Below are 21,596 nucleotides of genomic sequence, written 5' to 3'. Positions count from 1 at the left end.
CCGTGCACCCGATGGACGCGCTGGGAGACCCGGTCCGACGCCGGATCGTCGAGCTGCTCGCCGACGGCGGTCGCCCGGCCGGCGAGCTGGCTGCCGTGGTGGGCGCCGAGTTCGGCATCAGCCAGCCGGCGACGTCCCGGCACCTGCGGGTGCTGCGTGAGTCCGGCCTGGTCGACTCCGAACCACGCGGGGCGGTCCGGCTGTACTCGGTGCGGCCCGAGCCGCTCGACGACATCGAGCAGTGGGTGCACGGCGTGCGCCGGTTCTGGGACCAGCGGCTCGACGCGCTCGGGACCGAGATCGCACGCGGCGCTCCCGCGCGCCGCGCGGGAGCGCCGGACGACCCGGGGACCCATGACGACGCACGGTGACCGGGCTGCCCGACCGCACGGAACCGCACGACCGACGCACGGTGACCCGGCTGCCCGACCACACGGAGCCGCACGACGACGGAGGGCCGCACGATGACGACTGACCGGCGCGGATTCCTGACCTCGGACGCGCACGGAACCACGGTCCGCTTCGAGCGCACGTACCCGACGACCGTGGACGACCTCTGGGCTGCCCTGACCGACCCGAACCGGGTCGCCCGCTGGCTGGGCCCTGTCCACGGCGACCTGCGCACGGGCGGCGCGTTCGAGCTGCGCATGGGCGACGACGTGCCCGGCGGCGACCAGAACGCGACGGGCGAGGTGCTCGCGTGCGACGCCCCGCACGGGTTCGCGGTGTCGTGGGCCTTCCCCGGCGAGCCCGTGACCCGCGTGGAGGCGTCCCTGCGCCCCGACGGGGACGCGACGGTCCTGGTCCTCGTGCACTCGGGTCTCACGCTGTCGGCCGCGCGCGGCTACGGCGGCGGGTGGCACGCGAGCCTCGACCTGCTCGACGACGCCGTCGCGGGTCGTCCGGTCCGCCCGTGGGACAAGGCTTTCGAGGCCGCCCTGCCGGCGTACCGGGAGGCGTGAGGCTCAGCCGACGGTCGCGGACTCCCGCCCGCCCGGCAGGTCCACCTCGACGACGTCGCCGCGGACCAGCTGACGTCCGCGGCGGGCCTCGGGCTCGCCGTTCACGGTGACGGCCCCGTCCTCGAGGAGCTCGCGGGCCTGCGCACCCGACTCGGCGAGGTCCGCGAGCTTGAGGAACTGGCCGAGCCGGATGGAGTCGTCGGCGATGGGCACCTGCGTCATGGGTGCAGTCTGCCCGACCGCGACGCGAATGCCCGCCTCGTGGTCACCCCGGCCGGCGGGTGCCTGCACGCCTAGACTCGCGAGGGTGATCACCCGCATCGACCTGCGCGGTCGCTCCCTGTCCCGTCGTGACCTCCTCGAGGTGCTGCCGCGCGCCGAGGTCGACGTCGAGCACGCCGCGGAGGTCGTGGCCCCGATCCTCGCGGCGGTGCGCGAGCGTGGTGCGGCCGAGCTGCGGGACCTCGCCGAGCGGTTCGACGGTGTGCGGCCGGAGCACCTGCGCGTGCCCGCCGACGTGGTCGCGGCCGCCGTCGACGCGCTCGACCCCGAGGTGCGGGTCGCGCTCGAGGAGACGATCCGCCGGGTGCGCAGCGTGCACGCCGCCCAGGTGCCGGCGGACTTCACCGTCGAGGTCGCCCCGGGGGCCCAGGTCCGGCAGCGGTGGATCCCCGTGCGCCGCGTCGGGCTGTACGTGCCGGGCGGGCTCGCGGTGTACCCGTCGTCCGTGGTCATGAACGTCGTCGCTGCGCAGGAGGCGGGCGTCGGCTCGCTCGCCGTGACGTCCCCGCCCCAGAAGGACAACGGCGGACTGCCCGACCCGGTGGTGCTCGCCACGTGCGCGCTGCTCGGGGTCGACGAGGTGTACGCCGTCGGCGGCGCGCAGGCCGTCGCGATGCTCGCGTTCGGCGCCGCCGGCACGGACGACGTGGACGGCGAGACGCTGTGCGAGCCGGTGGACGTCGTGACGGGGCCCGGCAACGTGTACGTGGCCGCGGCGAAGCGACTGGTGCGCGGGTTCGTGGGGATCGACGCCGAGGCCGGGCCGACCGAGATCGCGGTGCTGGCGGACGGGACCGCCGACGCGGTGCACGTCGCGGCCGACCTCGTGTCGCAGGCGGAGCACGACCCGCTGGCCGCGGCCGTGCTCGTCACCCCGTCCGTCGAGCTCGCGGGCGCCGTCGAGTCGAAGCTCGTCGACCTGGTCGGCGCGACGCGGCACCGGGAGCGCGTCATGACGGCACTGGCCGGCCCGCAGTCGGCGATCGTGCTCGTCGACGACCTCGACGCCGGGCTCGTGGTGGTCAACGCGTACGGTGCCGAGCACCTCGAGGTGCAGACGGCCGACGCCGCGGACGTCGCGGAGCGGGTGACGAGCGCGGGTGCGATCTTCGTCGGGCCGTTCTCGCCCGTGTCGCTCGGCGACTACATGGCGGGCTCGAACCACGTGCTCCCGACGGGCGGCTGCGCGCACTTCGCGAGCGGCCTGGGCGTCCACTCGTTCCTGCGTGCCGTGCAGGTCGTCGAGTACGACGCCGACGCGCTGCGCGAGGTGTCCGCCCGGATCGTCGCCCTCGCCGAGGCCGAGGGGCTGCCCGCGCACGGCGAGGCGGTGCAGGCGCGGCTGTGACCCGTGCCCGAGGGGTGTGACGTGCCGGACAGCCCGTGACCAGGCCGTCCGGCCGTGCACCTGATTACATGGACGCTGACGGGACGACGTTCGTGAGCGCGCCCGGACTGTCGGTACTCCGGAGGGCGCCCAGGTGAACGGGAACGCGACGTTCGAGCACCACGACGTGGCACTGCTCGCGGTCACGGCGATCGAGGCGACCGTGCCGGTCCCGTCGTCGCGGTTCGACGAGGAGCTGCGTCCCACGCTGCGACGGCTGCGTCTGCCGCGCGGTCTGCTCGGCCGGGTCGCGGGCGTGCACGAGCGCCGCTGGTGGGACGCGGGCACCACGTTCGACGACGCTGCGATCGCCGTCGGCGCGAAGGCGCTCGCGGAGGCGGGCGTCGACGGCGACGACGTCGGGCTGCTCGTCAACACGTCGGTCACCCGGACCCATCTGGAGCCGTCGGTCGCGTCGCGCATCCACGACGGCCTGGGGCTCCCGTCGCGCGCCCAGAACTTCGACCTGACGAACGCGTGCCTCGGGTTCGTCAACGGGCTGACGCTCGCTGCCCAGCTCATCGACGCCGGTCAGGTGGACTACGCGGTGGTGGTCGACGGCGAGGACCCCCAGCCGACGCAGGAGGCGACGATCCGCCGGCTGTCCGACCCGTCGAGCACGCGCGCCGACTTCCTGCGCGAGTTCGCGACGCTGACGCTCGGTGCGGGCGCTGCCGCCGCCGTGCTCGGCCGCGCGTCGACGCACCCCGGGGCGCACCGTCTGGTCGGCGGCATCTCGCGCGCCGCGACGCAGCACCACGCGCTGTGCGTCGGCGGCGTCGACGGCATGAGCACCGACCCGCGTGGGCTGCTCGACGGCGGCCTGGAGCTCGTGGTCGACGCGTGGCGCGAGGCGGCGCCGCAGCGCGGCTGGGCCGACATCGACCGGTTCGTCACGCACCAGGTCTCGACGGTGCACACGCAGTCGCTCGTGCAGGCGCTCGGCCTCGACCCGGCGAAGGTGCCGACGACGTTCCCGCGCTGGGGCAACGTCGGACCGGCCTCGTTGCCGATGACGCTCGTCGCGCAGCAGGGCAGCCTGTCGGCGGGGGACCGGGTGCTCTGCATGGGCGTCGGCTCGGGCCTCAACACCGCGATGACGGAGATCGTCTGGTGAGCTCGGCCGACGGCCGGCGCGCGCCGGCGTCGCTGCCCCCGGCAGGGCTGCCGGGCCTCGACCCGGCCTGGTCACGCCTCGTCGACGTACCGGGGTCGGGCACCTGGCACGTGCTCGACAACCGGGACGCGCTCCCGGCCGAGCCCGTGGGCACGATCCTGTGCGTGCACGGCAACCCGACGTGGTCGTACCTGTGGCGTCGGCTGGTGGCGGCCGGTGCGCGGGCCGATCGGCCGTGGCGGGTCGTGGCGGTCGACCAGCTCGGCATGGGGTTCTCCGAGCGGGACGGACGGGTCCGACGACTGGAGGATCGGGTCGCGGACCTCGGCGCGCTCACCAAGGAGCTCGGCCTCGAGGGGCCGGTCGTCACCGCCGGTCACGACTGGGGCGGGGTGGTGAGCCTCGGCTGGGCGGCCGAGCACCGCGACGTCCTCGCGGGGGTCGTGCTGCTGAACACGGCGATCCACCTGCCTCCGGGTGACCGCGCACCGGCGGTGCTGCGGCCCGCGATGGCGCCGGGCGTCCGCACGGCGTCGACCGTGACGACGACCGCGTTCCTCGACACGACCCTCGCGCTGGCGCACCCGACCCTTGCCCCGGACGTCCGTGCCGCGTTCCGGGCCCCGTACCGCACGGCGGACCGGCGGCAGGCGATCGGGGACTTCGTCGCGGACATCCCCGCGACCGCCGACCACCCGAGCCGCCCCACGCTCGACCGGATCGCCGCGGCGGTCTCCACGTTCGACGTGCCCGCGCTGCTGCTGTGGGGCGCCCGCGACCCGGTGTTCTCGGACCGCTTCCTCGACGACCTGAGCGTGCGCCTGCCGCATGCGGACGTGCACCGCTCACCGCGTGCCGGGCACCTGGTGGGGGAGGACGAGGACCTCGCCGGGGGCGTGCTCCAGTGGCTCGACGCACGGCTGTCGGCGGCATCGCCGCAGGAGGAGACGCCGGTCGACGCGTCCTGGACGCCACTCGGGGCGGCGCTCGCGGACCGGCAGGACGACGACGGACCGGCGCTCGTCGAGCTGCACGGCGGCCGGACGCGCACGATCCCGTGGTCGCTGCTCGCGACCCGGGTCGACGAGCTCGCCCGCGGCCTGGTCACGCTCGGCGTGCAGACCGGCGACCGGGTCGCGGTGCTCGTGCCGCCGGGCGGCGACCTGACCGCGGTGCTGTACGCGTGCCTGCGGATCGGTGCGGTCGTCGTCGTCGCGGACGCGGGCCTGGGTGTGCGCGGGCTGAGCCGGGCGGTGCGCTCGGCACGCCCCGCCGCGGTGGTCGGCATCGAGCGGGCTCTGGTCGCGGCCCGCGCGCTCGGGTGGTCGTCGACGCTGGTCGCTGCAGGCCCGGTGCGCCGTCGGCTGCGCCGTGCCCTCGGCGTCGTCGCGACGCTGCCCGAGGTCGCGGACCTCGGACGCGTGTCCGCCGTGGACCTGCCGACGCCCGGGCCGGGCGACGAGGCCGCGGTCCTGTTCACGTCCGGCTCGACGGGGCCGGCCAAGGGCGCCGTGTACACGCAGCGTGGCCTGAGCGCGATGCGCGACGCGGTCGGCCGCACGTACGGCGTCGGTCCGGACCACCCGTTCGTCGCCGCGTTCGCGCCGTTCGCGCTCCTTGGACCGGCGCTCGGTGCGACGACCGCGAGTCCCGACATGGACGTCACGGCGCCGCGCACGCTGACGGCCCGCGCGCTCGCGGACGCCGTGCGCGCGATCGACGGCCGCGTGGTGTTCGCGTCACCGGCCGCGCTCGCGGGCGTGCTCGCCACGCAGGGCGACCTGACCCCGGCCGACCGCGCGGCCCTCGCGGAGGTCACCACGTTCCTCTCGGCGGGCGCTCCCGTGCCCGAGCGGCTCCTCGCGGAGGCGGCGGAGCTGCTCCCGCGCGCGGCGCTGCACACGCCGTACGGCATGACCGAGATGCTGCCCGTCACGGACATCGACCTCGCCGGCATCCGGGCGGCAGGCCCGGGTGATGGCGTGTGCGTCGGCCGCCCTGTGGCGGGCGCCGATGTGCGGATCAGCGCGCTGGACGCCGACGGGTGCGCGACCGGCGAGCCGACCGCGGAGCCAGGGGTCGTCGGTGAGGTCCTTGTGTCCGGCCCCCACCGCAAAGTGCGCTACGACCGGCTCTGGCTCACCGAGCAGGCGTCGTCCCGCGACCCGGGCGCGCACCGCACGGGCGACGTCGGGCACCTCGACGCCGAGGGTCGTCTGTGGGTCGAGGGGCGGCTCGCCCACGTCGTCGTGACCGCGGACGGCGTCGTGACGCCGGTCGGCGTGGAGCAGCGGGTCGACGAGGTGCCGGGCGTGGTCCGGTCGGCGGGCGTCGGCGTCGGCCCACGCGGCACGCAGCAGCTCGTCGTGGTGGTGGAGCCGCAGGCCCCGGCCCGCGAGGTCGTGGCGGACGAGCAGCTCGCCGCCGCGGTCCGTGCGGCGGTCGCGCCCCTGCGGGTCGCCGCGGTGCTCGTCGCCGCGCGGCTGCCCACCGACGTGCGCCACAACTCGAAGATCGACCGAGCGGCGGTGGCGGCCTGGGCGGACGCTGTGCTCGCCGGCCGGCGGGCCCGGCTGTGACGCTCGACGGCTCGACCGTCCTCGTCACCGGGGCGAGCGGGATGCTCGGTGGGGCCGTCGCGCGCACGCTCGCCGCCCGTGGCGCCCGGGTCCGCACGTTCCAGCGCCGGCCCGCGCACGTCGACGGTGCGCACGACGTGCTCGGCAGCCTCACCGACTCCGTCGCGGTCGAGCGCGCGGTCGACGGGTGCGACGCCGTCGTCCACCTCGCGGCGAAGGTGGACATCACCGGGCCCGAGCACGAGTACCGGCAGGTCAACGTCGAGGGCACCCGGCACCTGCTCGCCGCCGCGCGCGCCTCCGGTGCCCGGCGGTTCGTCCAGGTGTCGTCGCCGTCCGTCGCGCACATCGGCGGGTCGCTCGTCGGCGCACCCGCGGGGCCCGCCGAGCCGGGCCTGGCGCGCGGTCCGTACGCCCGGACCAAGGCCGCCGCCGAGCTGCTCGCGCTCGCGGCCGACAGCGACGCGATGCGCGTCGTCGCGGTCCGGCCGCACGTCGTCTGGGGTCCCGGGGACACCCAGCTCGTCGGCCGTGTCGTCGCCCGCGCCCGCGCCGGCCGGCTGCCGGTCCTGGGTTCGGGGGCGCCGCTGATCGACACGACCTACGTCGACAACGCCGCCGACGCGCTCGTGGCAGCGGTGACCGCACCGGACGACGTCTGCGGGCAGGCGTACGTGGTGACCAACGGTGAGCCCCGGCCCGTGGTCGAGCTGCTGCGCGCGATCTGCGCCGCATCGGGTGCGCCCGCGCCGCGCGTCCACGTGCCAGGCGTGGTCGCCCGCGCGCTCGGTGGCGGCCTCGACGCCGTCTGGGCCCGGCTCCCGCTCGCGGGCGAGCCACCGCTCACCCGGTTCGTGGCCGAGCAGCTGTCGACGGCGCACTGGTTCGACCAGCGGCGCACCCGCGAGGCACTCGGGTGGTCCCCACGGGTGTCGCTGGACGAGGGCCTCGCGCGGCTCGCCGCCGCCTCCGCCTCCGCGTGAACGCCGCGTCGGCCGGCCTCCGTCAGGCCGTCATGTCCATGACGATGCGGCCGTCGATGTGCCCCTCCTCCATCTCGGTGAAGATCGCGTTGATGTCGCTCATGGGCCGCACCGTGTAGGTCGGGCTGACCTTGCCGCGCGCGAAGAAGTCGATGGCCTCGGCCATGTCCTTGCGCGTGCCGACGATGGAGCCGCGCACCGTGAGCCCGAACAGCACCGTCGTGAAGATGTCCAGCGGGAACTGGTCGGGCGGCAGGCCGACGAGCGACACCGTGCCGCCGCGCCGCAGCGCGCCCACCGCCTGCGGGAAGGCGTGCGCGTTGACCGCGGTGACGAGCGCACCGTGCACGCCGCCGCCCGTGAGCTCCTGCAGCCGCCCGGACGGGTGGGGCTCCGTCGCGGCGTTCACCGTGACCTCGGCGCCGTGCTTGCGCGCGAGGGCGAGCTTCGACTCGTCGACGTCGATCGCGGCGACCCGGCGGCCCATGGCGACCGCGTACTGCACCGCGAGGTGGCCCAGGCCGCCGATGCCGGAGACCAGCACCCACTCGCCGGGCTGCGTGTCGGTCACCTTGAGGCCCTTGTACACGGTGACGCCCGCGCACAGGATCGGCGCGGCCGCTGCGAGGTCGACGCCGTCGGGGATGATCGGGCAGTAGCGGGAGTCCACGAGCATGTACTGCCCGAACGACCCGTCCACGGCGTAGCCGCCGTTCTTCTGCTGCGGGCAGAGGGTCTCCCAGCCGGTCTCGCAGTACTCGCACTCGCCGCACGCCGACCACAGCCACGCGTTGCCCACCCGGTCGCCGACCTGCACGCGCGTCACGAGGTCACCGACGGCGACGACCGTCCCGGCCCCCTCGTGCCCGGGCACGAACGGCGGGGTCGGCTTCACCGGCCAGTCGCCGCGTGCCGCGTGCAGGTCGGTGTGGCAGACGCCCGAGTACCGGACCTCGACGAGGGCCTCGTGCGGTCCGGGTGTCGGGATCTCGATGTCCGTGACGTCCAGCTCGGCGTCGAACGACCGCACGACTGCAGCCTTCATGGTGCTCATCTCGTCCTCCTCGACGGTGCGCACATCGGGGCGGTCGAGCGGCCGTCCCGCTCTCGACAGTAGGCCGACGGCGTGCCGGGCGGGAGAGGACGATCGTCCCCGATGACGGACGTGACGGACGTCGGTCACCGGGCCGTCCGTAGAATCGGAGGGTGCCCTCCGACCTCGTGCGCCCGTCGCTGCCCCTGCGTCCCGAGCTCGCCGGCGTCGAGCCGTACGGCGCCCCGCAGCTCGACGTGCCGTACGCCCTGAACGTCAACGAGAACCCGTACGCGCCCTCGGCCGAGGTCGTCGCCGACATCGCGGCGTCGGTCGCGACCGCGGCGGCCGGGCTCAACCGTTACCCCGACCGCGACTTCCTGGGCCTGCGCGCGGACCTCGCGGCGTACCTGGCCGGCGAGTCGGGCGTGACGCTGGCCCCCGAGCAGGTCTGGGCCGCCAACGGCTCGAACGAGATCATGCTGCACGTCCTGCAGGCGTTCGGCGGCCCGGGGCGCACCGCGGTCTCGTTCGCGCCGACGTACTCGATGTACCCGGAGTACGCGCGGGACACGCACACCGGCTGGGTCACGGGCCGGCGCGAGACGGACTTCAGCCTCGACCCGCAGGTGGCGCGCGACGCGATCGCCGAGCTCGCGCCGTCGGTCGTGCTGCTCGCGAGCCCGAACAACCCGACCGGCACGGCACTGCCGGCGTCGACGGTCCTCGCCGTCCTCGAGGCGGCCGCCCACGTGCCCGGCGGGTGCGTGGTCGTCGTCGACGAGGCGTACGGCGAGTTCCGTCGGCGGGGTACGCCGTCGGCCCTCGAGCTGCTCGCGGACCACCCGCACCTCGCGGTGAGCCGCACCATGTCGAAGGCCTTCGGCCTGGCCGGCGCACGCGTCGGCTACCTGGCCGCAGCACCTGCGTTCGTCGACGCGCTGCGCGTGGTCCGGCTGCCGTACCACCTGTCGGCCGTCACCCAGGCCGTCGCCCGGGCCGCGCTGCGGCACGCGCCGACGCTCATGGCGCAGGTCAGCTCGTTGCGGGACGAGCGGGACGCGCTCGTCGTCTGGCTGCGCGAGCGCGGGCTGGAGGTCGCGGAGTCCGACGCGAACTTCGTGCTGTTCGGGGTGTTCGACGACCGGCGCGCGATCTGGCAGGGTCTGCTCGACCGTGGCGTGCTGATCCGCGAGTCGGGGCCGGACGGCTGGTTGCGCGTGTCGGTCGGCACCCCGAGCGAGACGCAGGCGTTCAAGGACGCCCTGGTCGACGTGGCAGGGCTCTGAGCGTCCGCCCGGGCGTGACGAGCGACAAGGTGGGACGAGGAGAGACTGTGAGCCCAGCGAAGGGCAGGACGGCGCGGATCGAGCGCGCCACGAGCGAGTCGAGCGTGCTGGTCGAGATCGACCTCGACGGCACCGGCCGCACCGACATCTCGACGACCGTGCCGTTCTACGACCACATGCTCACGGCCCTCGGCAAGCACTCGCTCATCGACCTCACGGTCAAGGCGACGGGCGACACCCACATCGACGCGCACCACACCGTCGAGGACGTCGCGATCACGCTCGGCGAGGCGCTGCGGGAGGCGCTCGGCGACAAGCGCGGCATCTCGCGGTTCGGCGACGCGACGGTCCCGCTCGACGAGGCGCTCGCGCAGGCCGTCGTCGACGTGTCCGGCCGCCCGTACCTCGTGCACACCGGCGAGCCCGCCGGCCAGGAGTACCACCTCATCGGCGGGCACTTCACGGGTTCGCTGACGCGGCACGTCCTCGAGTCGATCGCGCACCACGCGGCGTTCAGCATCCACGTGCGCGTGCTCGCGGGCCGCGACCCGCACCACATCGTCGAGGCGCAGTTCAAGGCGCTGGCCCGAGCGCTGCGGTTCGCAGTGGCGCTCGACCCGCGCGTGGACGGGATCCCGTCCACCAAGGGCGCGCTGTGAGCGACGACGACGACATCGTCGTGCCCGACGACCTGTCGGGGCTGCTCGACGGGACCGCCGAGACGCCGTCGGTCGCGCTCGTGCTCACCCAGGTGGGGGCGCCCGGCCCGCTCGCGGCGGCCTGCGCCCTCGCGAAGGTCGACGTCGACGTCGTGCCGTCCGAGGTCGGCGCGATCGCCGTGCTCCGCGACCCCGCGGCCGCGCCCGACGGTGCCGCGGCGATCTCGAAGCTGCTCCGTTCCGTCCCGGTGGTGCTCCTGGAGCGGCGCGAGGGGCAGATCACCGCGACGCGGTGGACCGCCGGTGCGCGCGGCGACAAGCTCCCGGCGGGGCTCGTGCTGTCGGACGCGCCGCCGGTGCTCGAGGAGCTCCTGCTCGACTCGGTGGACCCGACCACGCTCGCCGACGTCGTGACGAGCGTCGGGCTGTCCCGGTGGCGCGCGACACGGATGCTCGCCGAGGGCGCTCGCCGCCGGCCGACGTCCTGAGGTCCTGTCCTCGGCCGACGACCCGCGCGAGCAACGACCGCGCGGGTCGTTCGTCGTCGGCGCACGTGCGACCACCTGACCCTGCGCGGGGCTCGTCCATTCGTCGCGCCTAAACGTTGCAGTTCCTGTCGGAACGGTTCGAGTGCTGCTTGCATGAACGCTGCCCACAAGCCCTTCCGCCCCGCCGCGCACCGTGCTGGCCGGCCCGCCCCGCTGGAGTGGCGGAAGCGCTCCCATCTCCCTCACAGGAGCGTTCATGACACGCACGAGACGCGGCATCGTCGCCCGTCTGGTCAGCTCGGCGGCGGCCCTCGCCGTCGCCGCGGCGGCGCTGGTCGCCGTCTCCGGGTCCGCCGCGACCGCGGCGAACGCGAACGGCACCGGTACCGGCTACCTCAGCACCAAGGGCAGCCAGATCGTCGACTCCACGGGTGCCACGGTCCGCCTCACCGGCATCAACTGGTTCGGCATGGAGACCGACAACAAGACGTTCCACGGCCTGTGGGCCAGCGTCACGTGGAAGTCGCAGATGGACCACATGGCCGAGCTCGGCTACAACACCCTGCGCGTGCCGTTCGCCGGCGACGCCCTCCGGTCCGGTGCGCAGGCGACGAGCGTGAACTCCAACACCAACCCCGACCTCATCGGGCTGTCGCCGCTCGAGATCCTCGACAAGGTGGTCGACTACGCGGGCCAGCTCGGCATGCGCGTCATCCTCGACCGGCACCGCCCCACGGCGGCCGGCCAGACGGCGCTCTGGTACACGCCCACCGTCTCGGAGGCCAGCGAGATCGCCGACTGGCAGCTCCTCGCCAAGCGGTACGCGGGCAACACGACGGTCATCGGTGCCGACCTGTTCAACGAGCCGCACGCCGAGGGCACCGAGCCGAACAGCACCGGCTCGTGCTGGGGATGCGGCGACACCGCGCGCGACTGGCGGCTCGCCGCCGAGCGGATCGGCAACGCCGTCCTCGCGGCCAACCCGAACTGGCTCGTCATCGTCGAGGGCGTCTCGTGCCTCTCGGGCGGCGTCGCGAACCAGTGGGACAACATCCCCGACGACCCGGCGAACTGCAGCTGGTGGGGCGGCAACCTCGCGAACGCGGGGACGTACCCGGTGCGGCTCAGCGCGAACAACAAGCTCGTGTACTCCGCGCACGACTACGGCATCTCGGTGTACGACCACCAGGAGTGGTTCGACACCACCAAGCACCCGGACTTCCCGGCGAACCTGCCGGCCACGTGGGACCACTACTGGGGCTACCTGGTGAAGCAGAACATCGCGCCGGTGCTGGTCGGCGAGTTCGGCAGCACGCTCCAGGACCCGCGCGACACGAAGTGGCTCACGGCGCTCGTCGACTACATGAAGACGAACGGCATCTCGTTCACGTACTGGTCGTGGAACCCGGACTCGGGCGACACGGGCGGCATCGTCAAGGACGACTGGGTGACGGTCCAGACGGCGAAGCAGTCGATCCTGCAGTCCGCGCTCGTGCCGCCGGTCCGCCGCGGTTCGACGCCGACCCCGACGCCCACCACCCCGACGCCGACGCCCACCACGCCGACGCCGACCCCGACCACCCCGACGCCCACGCCCACCCCGACGCCCACGCAGAACCCCGGCGCGTGCACGTCGACCGTCACGTTCACCAACACGTGGGCGGGCGGGTTCCAGGCGGCGATCACCGCGAAGAACGGCTCGTCGTCGGCCCTCAACCCCTGGACGATCACGTTCACGGTGCCGTCGGGCGTGACCGTGAGCAGCGGGTGGAACGGCACGTTCAGCCAGAGCGGCACGACCGTCACGGTCACCGCGCCGACCTGGAGCCCGTCGCTGGCCGCCGGTGCGGTCGCGAGCATCGGGCTCGTCGCGAACGGGCCGTCGAGCCCCGCGCCGAGCAACGTCAAGCTCAACGGGGTCGCGTGCTCCTGAGCTGAGGCCGCCGTCGGGCGGCGGGTGACAGGGCCCGCCGTCCGACGGCTCCCGTCCGTCCGGTTCCTCCACTGCATCGATGCATCGAAGGAGTGCCATGACCCACCGAACCCGCGCCCGGTCGCGCACCGTCGTGCTGACCGCGCTGCTCACCGCCGTGCTGGGCCTGCTCGGCCTGTCCGGCGCCCAGACGGCCACCGCGGCCCCCGTGATCTGCGAGCAATACGGCAGCGCGTCCGTGCAGAGCGGCCGCTACGTCGTGATGAACAACCGCTGGGGGACCAGCGCCACGCAGTGCATCGACGTCTCGTCGACGGGCTTCACCGTGACGCAGGCCGACGGCCAGGCGGCGACGAACGGCGCCCCGAAGTCGTACCCGGCGATCTACTACGGGTGCCACTACGGCAACTGCACGACGAACAACAACATCCTGAGCCCGAACGGTCTGCAGGCGAGCGACTCGCGCTTCGGCTCGATCACGACGAGCGTGAGCATGACGTACCCGGGCAGCGGCACCTACGACGCGGCGTACGACATCTGGTTCAACAAGTCGCGTCCGACCACGACCACGCAGCAGAACGACGGCGCCGAGCTGATGGTCTGGCTCAACCACACCGGCTCGATCCAGCCGATCGGCTCGAAGGTCGGCACCGCGAACGTCGCGGGCGCCACGTGGGACGTCTGGTACGGCTCGTCGGGCTGGAACGTCATCTCCTACGTCCGGCAGTCGCCGACCAGCTCGATCAGCTTCCCGGTGAGCGCGTTCTGGAACGACGTCGTGAGCCGGGGCTACGGGTCGAACAGCTGGTACCTCACGAGCATCCAGGCGGGCTTCGAGCCGTGGATCGGCGGCACCGGCCTCGCGGTGAACAACTTCTCGGTCACGACGAACGGCACGACGCCGCCGCCCTCGCCGACCCCGACGCCGACCGTGACGCCGCCGCCGAACGGCTCGGGCTGCACCGCGACGCTCAAGGTCGACAACGCGTGGAACGGCGGCTTCCAGGGCACGGTGACGGTCGCGAACGCGGGCTCGTCGATGATCAGCGGCTGGACCGTCAAGGGCACGCTCCCGAGCGGCACCACGATCTCCAACCTCTGGAACGGCGTGCTCACGACGAGCGGTTCGGCGATCACCGTGAAGAACGCGGCCTACAACGGGCTGCTGAACGGCGGTGGCTCGACGACGTTCGGGTTCACCGCCAGCGGCACGGCGCCCACCTCGGGGTTCACCTGCACCACCCCGTGAGCGGTCGCTGACGCACGTGAGACGACGGGTCCGGCAGGAGGTCTGCCGGACCCGTCCTCGTGCGTGGACGCCCGGGCAGCCCCACGCGGTGCCGCGGGTAGCCTGGGCCGGTGCCCACCCAGCCTCACGTCGTCGTCCTCGACTACGGATTCGGCAACGTCCGCTCGGCCGTGCGCGCCCTGGAGCGGGTCGGCGCCGAGGTCGAGCTGACGGCGGACAAGCATGCGGCCATCGAGGCCGACGGGCTGGTCGTCCCGGGTGTCGGCGCGTTCGCGGCCGTCATGGCCGGCCTGCGTGAGGTCGGCGGCGACCAGGTCGTCGACCGCCGCCTCGCCGGCGGACGGCCCGTGCTCGGCATCTGCGTCGGCATGCAGGTGATGTTCACCGAGGGGGTCGAGCACGGCGAGCGCACCGACGGGCTGGGGGAGTGGCCGGGCGTCGTCGACCGGCTCGAGGCCGACGTCGTCCCCCACATGGGCTGGGCGACGATCGACGCGGCTCCCGGGTCCGTGCTGTTCAAGGGCCTGGAGGACGAGCGGTTCTACTTCGTGCACTCGTACGCGGCCCGGTCGTTCCCGCTCACCGACGACGGCGCAGGTGCGACCCCGTTCACGACCCCGCTGGTCACCTGGTCCGAGCACGGCGACCGGTTCGTCGCCGCCGTCGAGAACGGCCCGCTCGCCGCGACCCAGTTCCACCCCGAGAAGTCCGGCGACGCCGGCGCGCAGCTGCTGGCCCACTGGGTCGACCAGCTCCGCTGACCTGCCCCCACACCCACGGAGAAGTGATGACCGACCGCCTCGAGCTCCTGCCTGCCGTCGACGTGGCCGACGGCCAGGCCGTCCGCCTCGTCCAGGGGGAGGCCGGCTCCGAGACGGGCTACGGCGACCCGCTGGCCGCCGCGCTCGACTGGGCCGAGGGCGGCGCCGAGTGGATCCACCTCGTGGACCTCGACGCGGCGTTCGGCCGCGGCTCGAACGCGCCGCTGCTCGCGGACGTCGCCGCCGAGCTGTCGGGGCGCGGGGTCAAGGTCGAGCTCTCGGGCGGCATCCGCGACGACGCCTCGCTCGAGCGCGCGCTCGCCACGGGCGCGACCCGCGTCAACCTCGGCACGGCTGCGCTCGAGGACCCGGAGTGGACGGCGCGCGTGATCGCGAGCCACGGCGACCAGATCGCGGTCGGTCTCGACGTGCGCGGCACGACGCTCGCGGCGCGCGGCTGGACGAAGGAGGGCGGTGACCTCTGGGAGGTGCTCGCCCGGCTGGACGCCGCCGGGTGCTCGCGCTACGTCGTCACGGACGTGACGAAGGACGGCACGCTGCGCGGACCGAACGTCGAGCTGCTGCGCGAGGTCTGCAGCCGCACGGACGCGCCGGTCGTCGCGTCGGGCGGCATCTCGAGCCTCGACGACCTGCGGGTGCTGCGCACGCTCGTCCCGGTCGGCGTCGAGGGCACGATCGTCGGCAAGGCGCTGTACGCGGGCGCGTTCACGCTGCCGGAGGCGCTCGACGTCGCCGGCCGCCCCTGAGGACCGCACCGCCGTGGCCGGCCGTGAGCTGCCGCCGTCGTCGCCGTTCGCCGGGGACGACGGCAGCGCCGACCCCGCGGTCGAGGCGGCGCTGACGGCGTACGGCGCAGGGACCGGTCCGCTCGCCGACGTCGTGCGGGCCCTCGCGGGGACGCGCGTGCTGGTCCCGGTGCTCGCCGAGCTCGAGGCGGCCGACGTCGTGGTGCACGACGGCCACGAGCACACCGTCGACAAGGAGGCGTCCGCGGGCATCGTCGCGCTGCGGACACCCGACGGACGCACGGCGCTGCCCGTGTTCACGAGCGTCGCAGCGACGGCGGCGTGGCGGTCCGACGCCCGACCCGTCCCGTCCGACGTCGCGCGCGCCGCGCTGTCGGTCGTGAGCGAGGGCTGGGACGTCGTCGTGGTCGACCCCGGTGGGCCCGTCACGGCGCTCGTGCCCCGCCCCGCCGTGTGGGCGCTCGCGCAGCAGGTGCCCTGGGAGCCCGCGGTCGTCGACGGGCGCGTGGACCACGAGGTCGACCGGGCCGTCCGCGCAGCCCTCGCGCCGGTCGGCGGCGTGGTCGAGGCGTCGACCGTGCCGGGCGCGCGCGCCGAGGTCGCCGTCGCGCTGGCCCTGGTGGCCGGCCTCGACCAGGCGGGGCTCGACGCCGTCCTCGCGCAGGTCAACGCGGCGCTCGCGGCCGACGAGACGATCGCGACGCGGGTCGACTCGGTCGAGCTGCGGCTGCGGGCGGCGCGGCCGGCCTGACGTCCGCTGCACGGAGGCACCGACGCTGCGGCGGACCCGGTGAGCGTCGACACGATGCCGTCGGCGCACGCAGACAGCACGAGGGCGGCGCTCGGACGAGGTCCGCGGCGCCGCCCTCCGTCGTGGGTCAGGCGGTCAGCGGGACGACGCCCAGTGCGACACCGCGTTCGCGATCGTGCCGGCCGCCGCCGAGACGGCACCCGACAGCGCCTTGACGGCCAGCACCGCCGCGAACGCGCTGACGGCGGTGGCGGCGACGGCCTGGCCGCCGAGGATCACCCGGTTGACGTCGATCGACGGCCTCCAGTGCACCCCCGCGTCGTCGATCACGTACACGCCGACGGCCTTGACGTACGCGCCGTACCCGCCGCCCCCGCCGTGGCCGCCGCCGTAGCCCTGCTGGGAGCCGGTACCGCTGTCCGGTGCCGGACCCGAGTCGTCGGACCCCGCCGCCAGCCGGCTCTGCAGGCGGGCGCCGAGCGCGCCGAGCGGGACGCCGCCCTCGCCGTCGCCGAGCCCGAGGCCCGTCGCGGCGAACAGGCGGGCGACCGGGATGACGGTGACGCCGCCGCGCTCGTACGCGTCGCCGAACACGCGGCGCACGGTGACGGTGTCGTTGACCGCGCCGGTGAGGGTGGCGGGGTCGAATCGTGGGACGTCGGCCATGGGAACCTCCGGGTCAGCTGCAGGTGGGCGCAGGGGTGAACGCCGAGTCGTCGTCCAGCATGGCCCGCAGCGTGCTCACAGGCACGACGAAACTCCGGTTCTGCTCATCCTTCGCATACACGACACCGACCACGCGCCCCTGGGGGTCGAGGACGGCCGACCCGGAGCTGCCGAACTCGACCGTCGCGTCGGTGAGGAACACCTGTCCGAGGTTCTCGTTGAGCGGGTCCGTCGTGGCGGCGAGCACCTCACCCGTCGTCACGGTGAGCGCGCGGCCCAGGGGGTACCCGACCACCGTCACCGCGTCCCCGACGACCGGGTCGGCGTCGGCGAGCGCGGGTGCGTAGGGAAGCGCGTCGGCGGTCCGGACGATCGCGAGGTCGGCGAGCCCCGCGGTGCTGGCGGCGGTCGCCGCGACGTCCCGGCCGTCGTACGTGCTGAGCTGGAGGGCCGAGGAGTCCGCGACGACGTGCCGGTTCGTCACGAGGGTGTGGTCGTCGATCGCGAACCCCGACCCCGTCGACACCGAGCCGCAGCCGATGTTGCGGATCCGCACGGCCATCCGCTGGGCGGCGTCGAACCCGTCGGGCGAGAGGTTGCCCGACGACGTCGGCGCGGGTGCGGGCGTGTCCGTCGGGACGACGCTCGTCGGCACCGGTGCCGGGAGCTCCGGCAGCGCGGCGCACCCGGCGAGCGCGACGAGCACGGTCGCCGTGGCGGCACCGCGCGCGAGTGCGGACCTCACTTCTGGAGCTCGCGCTGCAGCGCGGCGTTCGCGTCGGTCGCCGCTCCGCACACGGTCGTGACGTCCTGCTTGAACCGCGCGAGGTCCGCCGGGTCGTACCGGTCGGACTCCTCGAGGTAGCCGATGAGCTTCTGCTGCCCGGTGATGCACTGCGCGAGCGCGGTCGCGACGTTGCCCGCGGCCTGCGACACCCGTGCCTGGTAGTCGGCGAGCTGCGTCTGTGCGGCGGTCGTGTCGCCGAGCTGGGCCTTCTCGTCGGCGAGCTCGGTGATGCGCGCCTGCGCGGTCGCGAGCTGGGTCTGGGCATCGGCGAGCTGGGCCTGGGCGGACGACAGCTCCTGCTGCGCGGTCGCCAGGTCGGCGCCGTGCGTCCGGGCCAGCGCCTCCCAGTCGGCGCTCGACCGCTGCCACGCGTGCGTCGTGACGAGCACCCGGCCGACGAGGGCCCCGCCGAGCGCGACGGCGACGACGAGCGCGGCCGTGAGGAGGACGACGGCGCGCCGGGGTCGCCGGTCGGGCGTCGCGGCGCCGACCGGTGCCGGGCCCGCGGAGGACGGCGGGGTCGGTGCCGCGCCTGCGGACGACGGCGTGGCCGGGAACCGCGGGACGTGCGGGACGACAGCCGGGGGGAGCGGTCGGGTGGGGTCCGCGGGCGGTGCCGGGAGCGGCGCTGTCCCGCCGGGCGGAAGGGCCACGGGCTGGGTCGTCGGCGAGGCCGCGGACGGGCTCACGGGCGGTACGGCGGGGGTGGGCGGCGTGGTCGGCGGAGGGGTCCAGCCCGGCACGGGGTCGTCGGACGGCATCTGCCCAGGATAGGGACCCACCCTGGGGGCGATGTGAGGCGTCACACCGCTGCGTCGGCGGAAATCCGTGCGGGAGCACGCGCCGGCCCGGGAGAGAATCGTCGGATGTCCCGGACGCCCTATGCCGCCCTCCTGCGCCTTCCCGGCGTGCTGCGGCTCTACGTGGTGTCCTTCGTCGCGCGCATCCCCGCCGCGATGGTCGGTGTCGTGCTCACCCTGCACGTCGTGACGTCGCTCGAGCGCGGCTACGCCCAGGCCGGTGTCGTCGCGGGGGCCGCCACCGTCGGCATGGCGCTCGGCGCGCCGTGGCGCGGGCGCCTGGTCGACAGGTTCGGGCTGCGCCGCGCGATCGCGCCGTCGGTGCTCGTCGAGTCCGCGGTGTGGCTGTGCGCGCCGCGGCTCTCGTACGAGCTGCTCATCGTGGCCGCGTTCGTCGCCGGGTTGTTCCTCGTGCCGGTGTTCTCGGTGACACGGCAGTCGCTGTCGGTGCTCGTCCCGCTCGCGCAGCAGCGTGCGGCGTTCGCGCTGGACTCGGTCGCGGTGGAGCTCACCTTCATGCTGTCGCCGGTGGTCGGCGTGGTCCTCGCGACGCAGGTGTCGACCGTCGCAGCGCTCACGGTCGTCGGCGTCCTCACGGTCGCCGCGGGCGTGCTGCTGTGGTGGGCGAACCTGCCGACCCGGTCGGCCGCGACCACGGCCTCGGCGGCGCCCACCTCGGCGGTGTCGTCCGACGCGGACGACGCGCCCGCCGGACGGCTGCTCGGCCCCGGCCTGGTCGTCGTGCTGCTCGCGGCCGTCGCCGCCGCGTTCGTCCTGGTCGGCACGGACGTCTCGCTCGTCGCCGCACTGAACGACGCTGGCCGCGCGAGCGACGTCGGCTGGATGATCGCGCTGTGGGCGGGCGGTTCCGTCGTGGGCGGCCTGATCCACGGTGCCCGGCACCGCTCGCCGTCCCCGCTCGTGCTCGTCGCCGTCCTCGCGCTCGCGACCGTGCCGGCCGCGTTCGCCCCCGGGCCGCTGTGGCTGGCACTCGCGGTGGTCCTCGCCGGGTTGCCGTGCGCCCCCGCGCTGGCGTCGATCAACGCGACGCTCGTCCGGCTCGTGCCGGAGCAGCGCCGCGGCGAGGTCATGGGGTGGAGCGGCACGATGTCGACCGTCGGGAACGCGCTCGGCGCACCGCTGTGCGGGTTCGTGATCGACCGGTCGTCGCCCGGTGCCGGCTTCCTCACGGCGGCGTTCGTCGGCGGCGGCATCGCCGTGGTCGGCCTGGTCGTGCTCGCGCTGACGCGCCGCCTGTCGGCCGGTGCGCCCGGGGCCGTCGTGCCGGCTGTCGCCCCGGTGACCGACCCGACGCCGGACGCCGGGACCGTCGGGTCGTCGGACGGTCAGGAGACCGCTGCCCGGGAACCCGCGCACGCCGCGGTGCCGGCGGTGGTGCCCGCGCCCCGCCGCTCGCCCGAGCGCCTGCGCCACACGGTCCGGCGGCGTGTCCGCACGGTCGCGGGCGGCCGCCGCCGGTCCGCAGGCGTCAGACCACCGACCCCGTGAACTTCTCGCCGGGGCCCTCGCCGGGGGCGTCCGGGAACGGGGACGCCTCGCGGAAGGCCAGCTGCAGCGAGCGGAGACCGTCGCGCAGCGACCGTGCGTGCTGGTTGCCGATGTCGGGTGCCGCGGCGGTGACCAGCGCGGCGAGCGCCGTGATGAGCTTGCGCGCCTCGTCGAGGTCCAGGTAGTCCGCGCCCTTGCCGTCAGGGCCGTCCTCGGCGAGCCCGCACTTCACCGCCGCGGCGCTCATGAGGTGGACGGCGGCCGTGGTGATGACCTCGACCGCGGCGACGTCCGCGATGTCGCGCGTCGCCTCGGCGGTGGGGTCGGGGGAGGTGCTCATGGGGTCGATCCTCTCACCGGCGGCGGGCAGGGCCCGCGCGCCCAGGGACGCCCGGCCGGTGCTCGTGCCGTCCTGGGGCATCGGCGTTCCGGCACCAGGTTCGCCCAGAGCGTCGAGCCGAGGCGAGCGCCGGTCCGGGGCCGCGCCGGGGCTCTGGTAGAGTGGGCGGTCGACTGACCTGGTTCGTGCACTTCCGGCGGATCAGGCGCACAAGTGGAGTTCCTCCCACCTGGGTTTCGACCGCACGGCTCACGCCGACAACAGGGACCGGGTCACAGTCCGCACCGGACGGTTCATCGCCGTCACGGTGGCGCGAGCGCGGCCTTCGGCCGGTGCTCGGGTCGAGCGGACCTACCAGAGGCCTCCTCCTGTGCTCAGGACGGGGGCCTTCCTCGTTCCTGGCGGTCGGTCACGACGAACCCGAGGAGCAACAATCAGCGAGCCCCGCATCAACGATCGGATCCGCGTCGCCGAGGTCCGCCTGGTCGGCCCGAACGGCGAGCAGGTCGGCATCGTCCGCGTGGAAGACGCACTGCGCCTGGCCCAGGACGCAGACCTCGACCTGGTCGAGGTCGCCCCGGATGCCCGTCCGCCGGTCTGCAAGATCATGGACTACGGCAAGTTCAAGTACGAAGCGGACATGAAGGCCCGCGAGGCCCGGCGGAACCAGACGAACACGGTCCTCAAGGAGATCCGCTTCCGTCTGAAGATCGACCCGCACGACTACGGGACCAAGAAGGGCCACGTCACGCGGTTCCTCGCCGCGGGCGACAAGGTCAAGGTCATGATCATGTTCCGCGGTCGCGAGCAGTCGCGCCCCGAGATGGGTATCCGCCTGCTGCAGCGGCTCGCCGACGACGTCGCCGACCTCGGCTTCGTGGAGAGCGCGCCGAAGCAGGACGGCCGCAACATGATCATGGTGCTGGGCCCGGTCAAGAAGAAGGCGGACCAGAAGCAGGAGCAGCGTCGTCAGGCGCAGGCCGACGCCGCGCGTGCGGCGAACGCCGCCGCGGCCGCCGCTGCGGCGGCTCCGGCGCCCGCCGACGCTCCGGCCGCCGAGACGCCCGCCGTCGAGACGCCGGCTGCCGTCGAGGCCCCGGTCGTCGAGACGCCGGCCGCCGTCGAGGCCCCGGCCGCGCAGGCCCCGGCCGCCGAGACGCCCGCCGTCGAGACGCCCGCCGCCGAGACGCCCGCCGCCGAGCCGACCCCGGCCCGTCCGGCGGCACCCCGTCCGGCGGCCCCGCGTCCCGCGGC

Annotated in this window: 22 protein-coding genes; 16 read left to right on the top strand and 6 right to left on the bottom strand. The window is 74.6% G+C overall.

All coding sequences use genetic code 11. The annotated features are described in order from the left end of the window. The first annotated feature begins 2 nt into the window (after window positions 1–2). Together J7523_RS05660 and J7523_RS05655 are read left to right on the top strand one after the other, a co-directional pair. Window positions 3–371, top strand: a complete 369-nt coding sequence (locus J7523_RS05660; protein ID WP_291883684.1) for a metalloregulator ArsR/SmtB family transcription factor — start codon at window positions 3–5, stop codon at window positions 369–371. A 93-nt stretch (window positions 372–464) separates the two neighbouring features. Beyond that, entirely contained in the window at window positions 465–962 is a 498-nt protein-coding gene (locus J7523_RS05655) for an SRPBCC family protein (protein WP_291883423.1), read from the top strand. A gap of 3 nt (window positions 963–965) precedes the next feature. Here J7523_RS05655 and J7523_RS05650 read toward each other — a convergent pair whose 3' ends face one another. Beyond that, window positions 966–1,184 (bottom strand): RNA-binding S4 domain-containing protein, encoded by a 219-nt coding sequence (locus J7523_RS05650; RefSeq protein ID WP_291883419.1) that lies wholly within the window; start codon window positions 1,182–1,184, stop codon window positions 966–968. Between the two features lie 85 nt (window positions 1,185–1,269). Here J7523_RS05650 and hisD point away from each other — a divergent pair, with 85 nt between their 5' ends. The 4 genes from hisD to J7523_RS05630 all read left to right on the top strand — a co-directional run bounded on the left by hisD (window position 1,270) and on the right by J7523_RS05630 (window position 7,310). After that, the gene (gene hisD / locus J7523_RS05645) at window positions 1,270–2,592 is read left to right on the top strand and encodes a histidinol dehydrogenase (RefSeq protein ID WP_291883415.1); all 1,323 of its coding nucleotides are present in this window, start codon (window positions 1,270–1,272) and stop codon (window positions 2,590–2,592) included. 133 nt (window positions 2,593–2,725) lie between these two features. Next, window positions 2,726–3,748, top strand: coding sequence for a 3-oxoacyl-ACP synthase III (locus tag J7523_RS05640; RefSeq protein ID WP_291883412.1), 1,023 nt, complete (start codon window positions 2,726–2,728; stop codon window positions 3,746–3,748). After that, on the top strand, window positions 3,745–6,327 hold the full coding sequence (locus J7523_RS05635; protein WP_291883409.1) for an alpha/beta fold hydrolase: 2,583 nt from the start codon (window positions 3,745–3,747) through the stop codon (window positions 6,325–6,327). The genes J7523_RS05640 and J7523_RS05635 overlap by 4 nt, the downstream gene beginning before the upstream one ends. Further along, a complete protein-coding gene (locus J7523_RS05630) occupies window positions 6,324–7,310 on the top strand; it encodes an NAD-dependent epimerase/dehydratase family protein (protein ID WP_291883407.1) in 987 nt (328 codons plus the stop codon). Before J7523_RS05635 ends, J7523_RS05630 begins: the two co-directional genes overlap by 4 nt. A gap of 22 nt (window positions 7,311–7,332) precedes the next feature. On the opposite strand, the gene adhP is transcribed toward J7523_RS05630, so the two are convergent. Continuing rightward, complete coding sequence (gene adhP, locus J7523_RS05625) at window positions 7,333–8,364, bottom strand: alcohol dehydrogenase AdhP (RefSeq protein WP_291883405.1); 1,032 nt, start codon at window positions 8,362–8,364, stop codon at window positions 7,333–7,335. A gap of 152 nt (window positions 8,365–8,516) precedes the next feature. Between adhP and J7523_RS05620 the strand changes: the two genes are divergently transcribed. The 8 genes from J7523_RS05620 to J7523_RS05585 all read left to right on the top strand — a co-directional run bounded on the left by J7523_RS05620 (window position 8,517) and on the right by J7523_RS05585 (window position 16,240). Next, window positions 8,517–9,632 (top strand): histidinol-phosphate transaminase, encoded by a 1,116-nt coding sequence (locus J7523_RS05620; RefSeq protein ID WP_291883402.1) that lies wholly within the window; start codon window positions 8,517–8,519, stop codon window positions 9,630–9,632. A 47-nt stretch (window positions 9,633–9,679) separates the two neighbouring features. Then, window positions 9,680–10,291 carry an imidazoleglycerol-phosphate dehydratase HisB gene (gene hisB, locus J7523_RS05615; protein ID WP_291883399.1) on the top strand — a complete coding sequence of 204 codons (612 nt, stop codon included), beginning with the start codon at window positions 9,680–9,682 and terminating at the stop codon, window positions 10,289–10,291. Further along, window positions 10,288–10,779 (top strand): hypothetical protein, encoded by a 492-nt coding sequence (locus J7523_RS05610; protein WP_291883397.1) that lies wholly within the window; start codon window positions 10,288–10,290, stop codon window positions 10,777–10,779. Before hisB ends, J7523_RS05610 begins: the two co-directional genes overlap by 4 nt. Before the next feature lie 256 nt (window positions 10,780–11,035). Then, on the top strand, window positions 11,036–12,712 hold the full coding sequence (locus J7523_RS05605; protein ID WP_291883394.1) for a cellulase family glycosylhydrolase: 1,677 nt from the start codon (window positions 11,036–11,038) through the stop codon (window positions 12,710–12,712). A 97-nt stretch (window positions 12,713–12,809) separates the two neighbouring features. After that, window positions 12,810–13,961, top strand: coding sequence for a cellulose binding domain-containing protein (locus tag J7523_RS05600; RefSeq protein ID WP_291883392.1), 1,152 nt, complete (start codon window positions 12,810–12,812; stop codon window positions 13,959–13,961). Between the two features lie 110 nt (window positions 13,962–14,071). Next, the gene (gene hisH / locus J7523_RS05595) at window positions 14,072–14,722 is read left to right on the top strand and encodes an imidazole glycerol phosphate synthase subunit HisH (protein WP_291883388.1); all 651 of its coding nucleotides are present in this window, start codon (window positions 14,072–14,074) and stop codon (window positions 14,720–14,722) included. Between the two features lie 26 nt (window positions 14,723–14,748). Continuing rightward, a complete protein-coding gene (priA, locus tag J7523_RS05590; RefSeq protein WP_203758135.1) occupies window positions 14,749–15,489 on the top strand; it encodes a bifunctional 1-(5-phosphoribosyl)-5-((5-phosphoribosylamino)methylideneamino)imidazole-4-carboxamide isomerase/phosphoribosylanthranilate isomerase PriA in 741 nt (246 codons plus the stop codon). Window positions 15,490–15,502: 13 nt separating this feature from the next. Beyond that, window positions 15,503–16,240 (top strand): SseB family protein, encoded by a 738-nt coding sequence (locus J7523_RS05585; protein ID WP_291883382.1) that lies wholly within the window; start codon window positions 15,503–15,505, stop codon window positions 16,238–16,240. Window positions 16,241–16,375: 135 nt separating this feature from the next. Here J7523_RS05585 and J7523_RS05580 read toward each other — a convergent pair whose 3' ends face one another. Genes J7523_RS05580 through J7523_RS05570 form a run of 3 tightly spaced genes read right to left on the bottom strand, consistent with a single transcriptional unit; the run spans window position 16,376 to window position 18,454 of the window. Next, window positions 16,376–16,906, bottom strand: a complete 531-nt coding sequence (locus J7523_RS05580) for a hypothetical protein (protein WP_291883379.1) — start codon at window positions 16,904–16,906, stop codon at window positions 16,376–16,378. Window positions 16,907–16,919: 13 nt separating this feature from the next. Next, window positions 16,920–17,651, bottom strand: a complete 732-nt coding sequence (locus tag J7523_RS05575; RefSeq protein ID WP_291883376.1) for a serine protease — start codon at window positions 17,649–17,651, stop codon at window positions 16,920–16,922. Next, window positions 17,648–18,454 (bottom strand): hypothetical protein, encoded by an 807-nt coding sequence (locus J7523_RS05570; protein ID WP_291883374.1) that lies wholly within the window; start codon window positions 18,452–18,454, stop codon window positions 17,648–17,650. The genes J7523_RS05575 and J7523_RS05570 overlap by 4 nt, the downstream gene beginning before the upstream one ends. Window positions 18,455–18,559: 105 nt before the next feature. On the opposite strand from J7523_RS05570, the gene J7523_RS05565 reads away from it, so the two are divergent. Continuing rightward, on the top strand, window positions 18,560–20,002 hold the full coding sequence (locus J7523_RS05565; protein ID WP_291883372.1) for an MFS transporter: 1,443 nt from the start codon (window positions 18,560–18,562) through the stop codon (window positions 20,000–20,002). Here the strand turns inward: J7523_RS05565 and J7523_RS05560 are convergent. After that, window positions 19,983–20,342, bottom strand: coding sequence for a DUF1844 domain-containing protein (locus J7523_RS05560; RefSeq protein ID WP_291883369.1), 360 nt, complete (start codon window positions 20,340–20,342; stop codon window positions 19,983–19,985). The two genes, J7523_RS05565 and J7523_RS05560, sit on opposite strands and share 20 nt — an antisense overlap. 370 nt (window positions 20,343–20,712) lie before the next feature. On the opposite strand from J7523_RS05560, the gene infC reads away from it, so the two are divergent. Next, window positions 20,713–21,596, top strand: an 884-nt coding sequence (infC, locus tag J7523_RS05555) for a translation initiation factor IF-3 (protein ID WP_291883367.1), incomplete at its 3' end; no start/stop codon positions are given.

Origin of the sequence: Cellulomonas sp., assembly GCF_017744555.1 — a bacterium.
Taxonomy (GTDB): domain Bacteria; phylum Actinomycetota; class Actinomycetes; order Actinomycetales; family Cellulomonadaceae; genus Cellulomonas.
Note: the sequence above shows the minus strand (reverse complement) of the source record. Positions and strands in the feature narration are given on the sequence as shown.

What these genes read in the sequence shown, in the direction of transcription:
- J7523_RS05560 (WP_291883369.1), bottom strand. Translation starts at nt 20,342, where the DNA reads ATGAGCACCTCCCCCGACCCCACCGCCGAGGCGACGCGCGACATCGCG.
- J7523_RS05650 (WP_291883419.1), bottom strand. Translation starts at nt 1,184, where the DNA reads ATGACGCAGGTGCCCATCGCCGACGACTCCATCCGGCTCGGCCAGTTC.
- adhP (WP_291883405.1), bottom strand. Translation starts at nt 8,364, where the DNA reads ATGAGCACCATGAAGGCTGCAGTCGTGCGGTCGTTCGACGCCGAGCTG.
- priA (WP_203758135.1), top strand. Translation starts at nt 14,749, where the DNA reads ATGACCGACCGCCTCGAGCTCCTGCCTGCCGTCGACGTGGCCGACGGC.
- J7523_RS05600 (WP_291883392.1), top strand. Translation starts at nt 12,810, where the DNA reads ATGACCCACCGAACCCGCGCCCGGTCGCGCACCGTCGTGCTGACCGCG.
- J7523_RS05605 (WP_291883394.1), top strand. Translation starts at nt 11,036, where the DNA reads ATGACACGCACGAGACGCGGCATCGTCGCCCGTCTGGTCAGCTCGGCG.
- J7523_RS05655 (WP_291883423.1), top strand. Translation starts at nt 465, where the DNA reads ATGACGACTGACCGGCGCGGATTCCTGACCTCGGACGCGCACGGAACC.
- J7523_RS05570 (WP_291883374.1), bottom strand. Translation starts at nt 18,454, where the DNA reads ATGCCGTCCGACGACCCCGTGCCGGGCTGGACCCCTCCGCCGACCACG.
- J7523_RS05565 (WP_291883372.1), top strand. Translation starts at nt 18,560, where the DNA reads ATGTCCCGGACGCCCTATGCCGCCCTCCTGCGCCTTCCCGGCGTGCTG.
- J7523_RS05580 (WP_291883379.1), bottom strand. Translation starts at nt 16,906, where the DNA reads ATGGCCGACGTCCCACGATTCGACCCCGCCACCCTCACCGGCGCGGTC.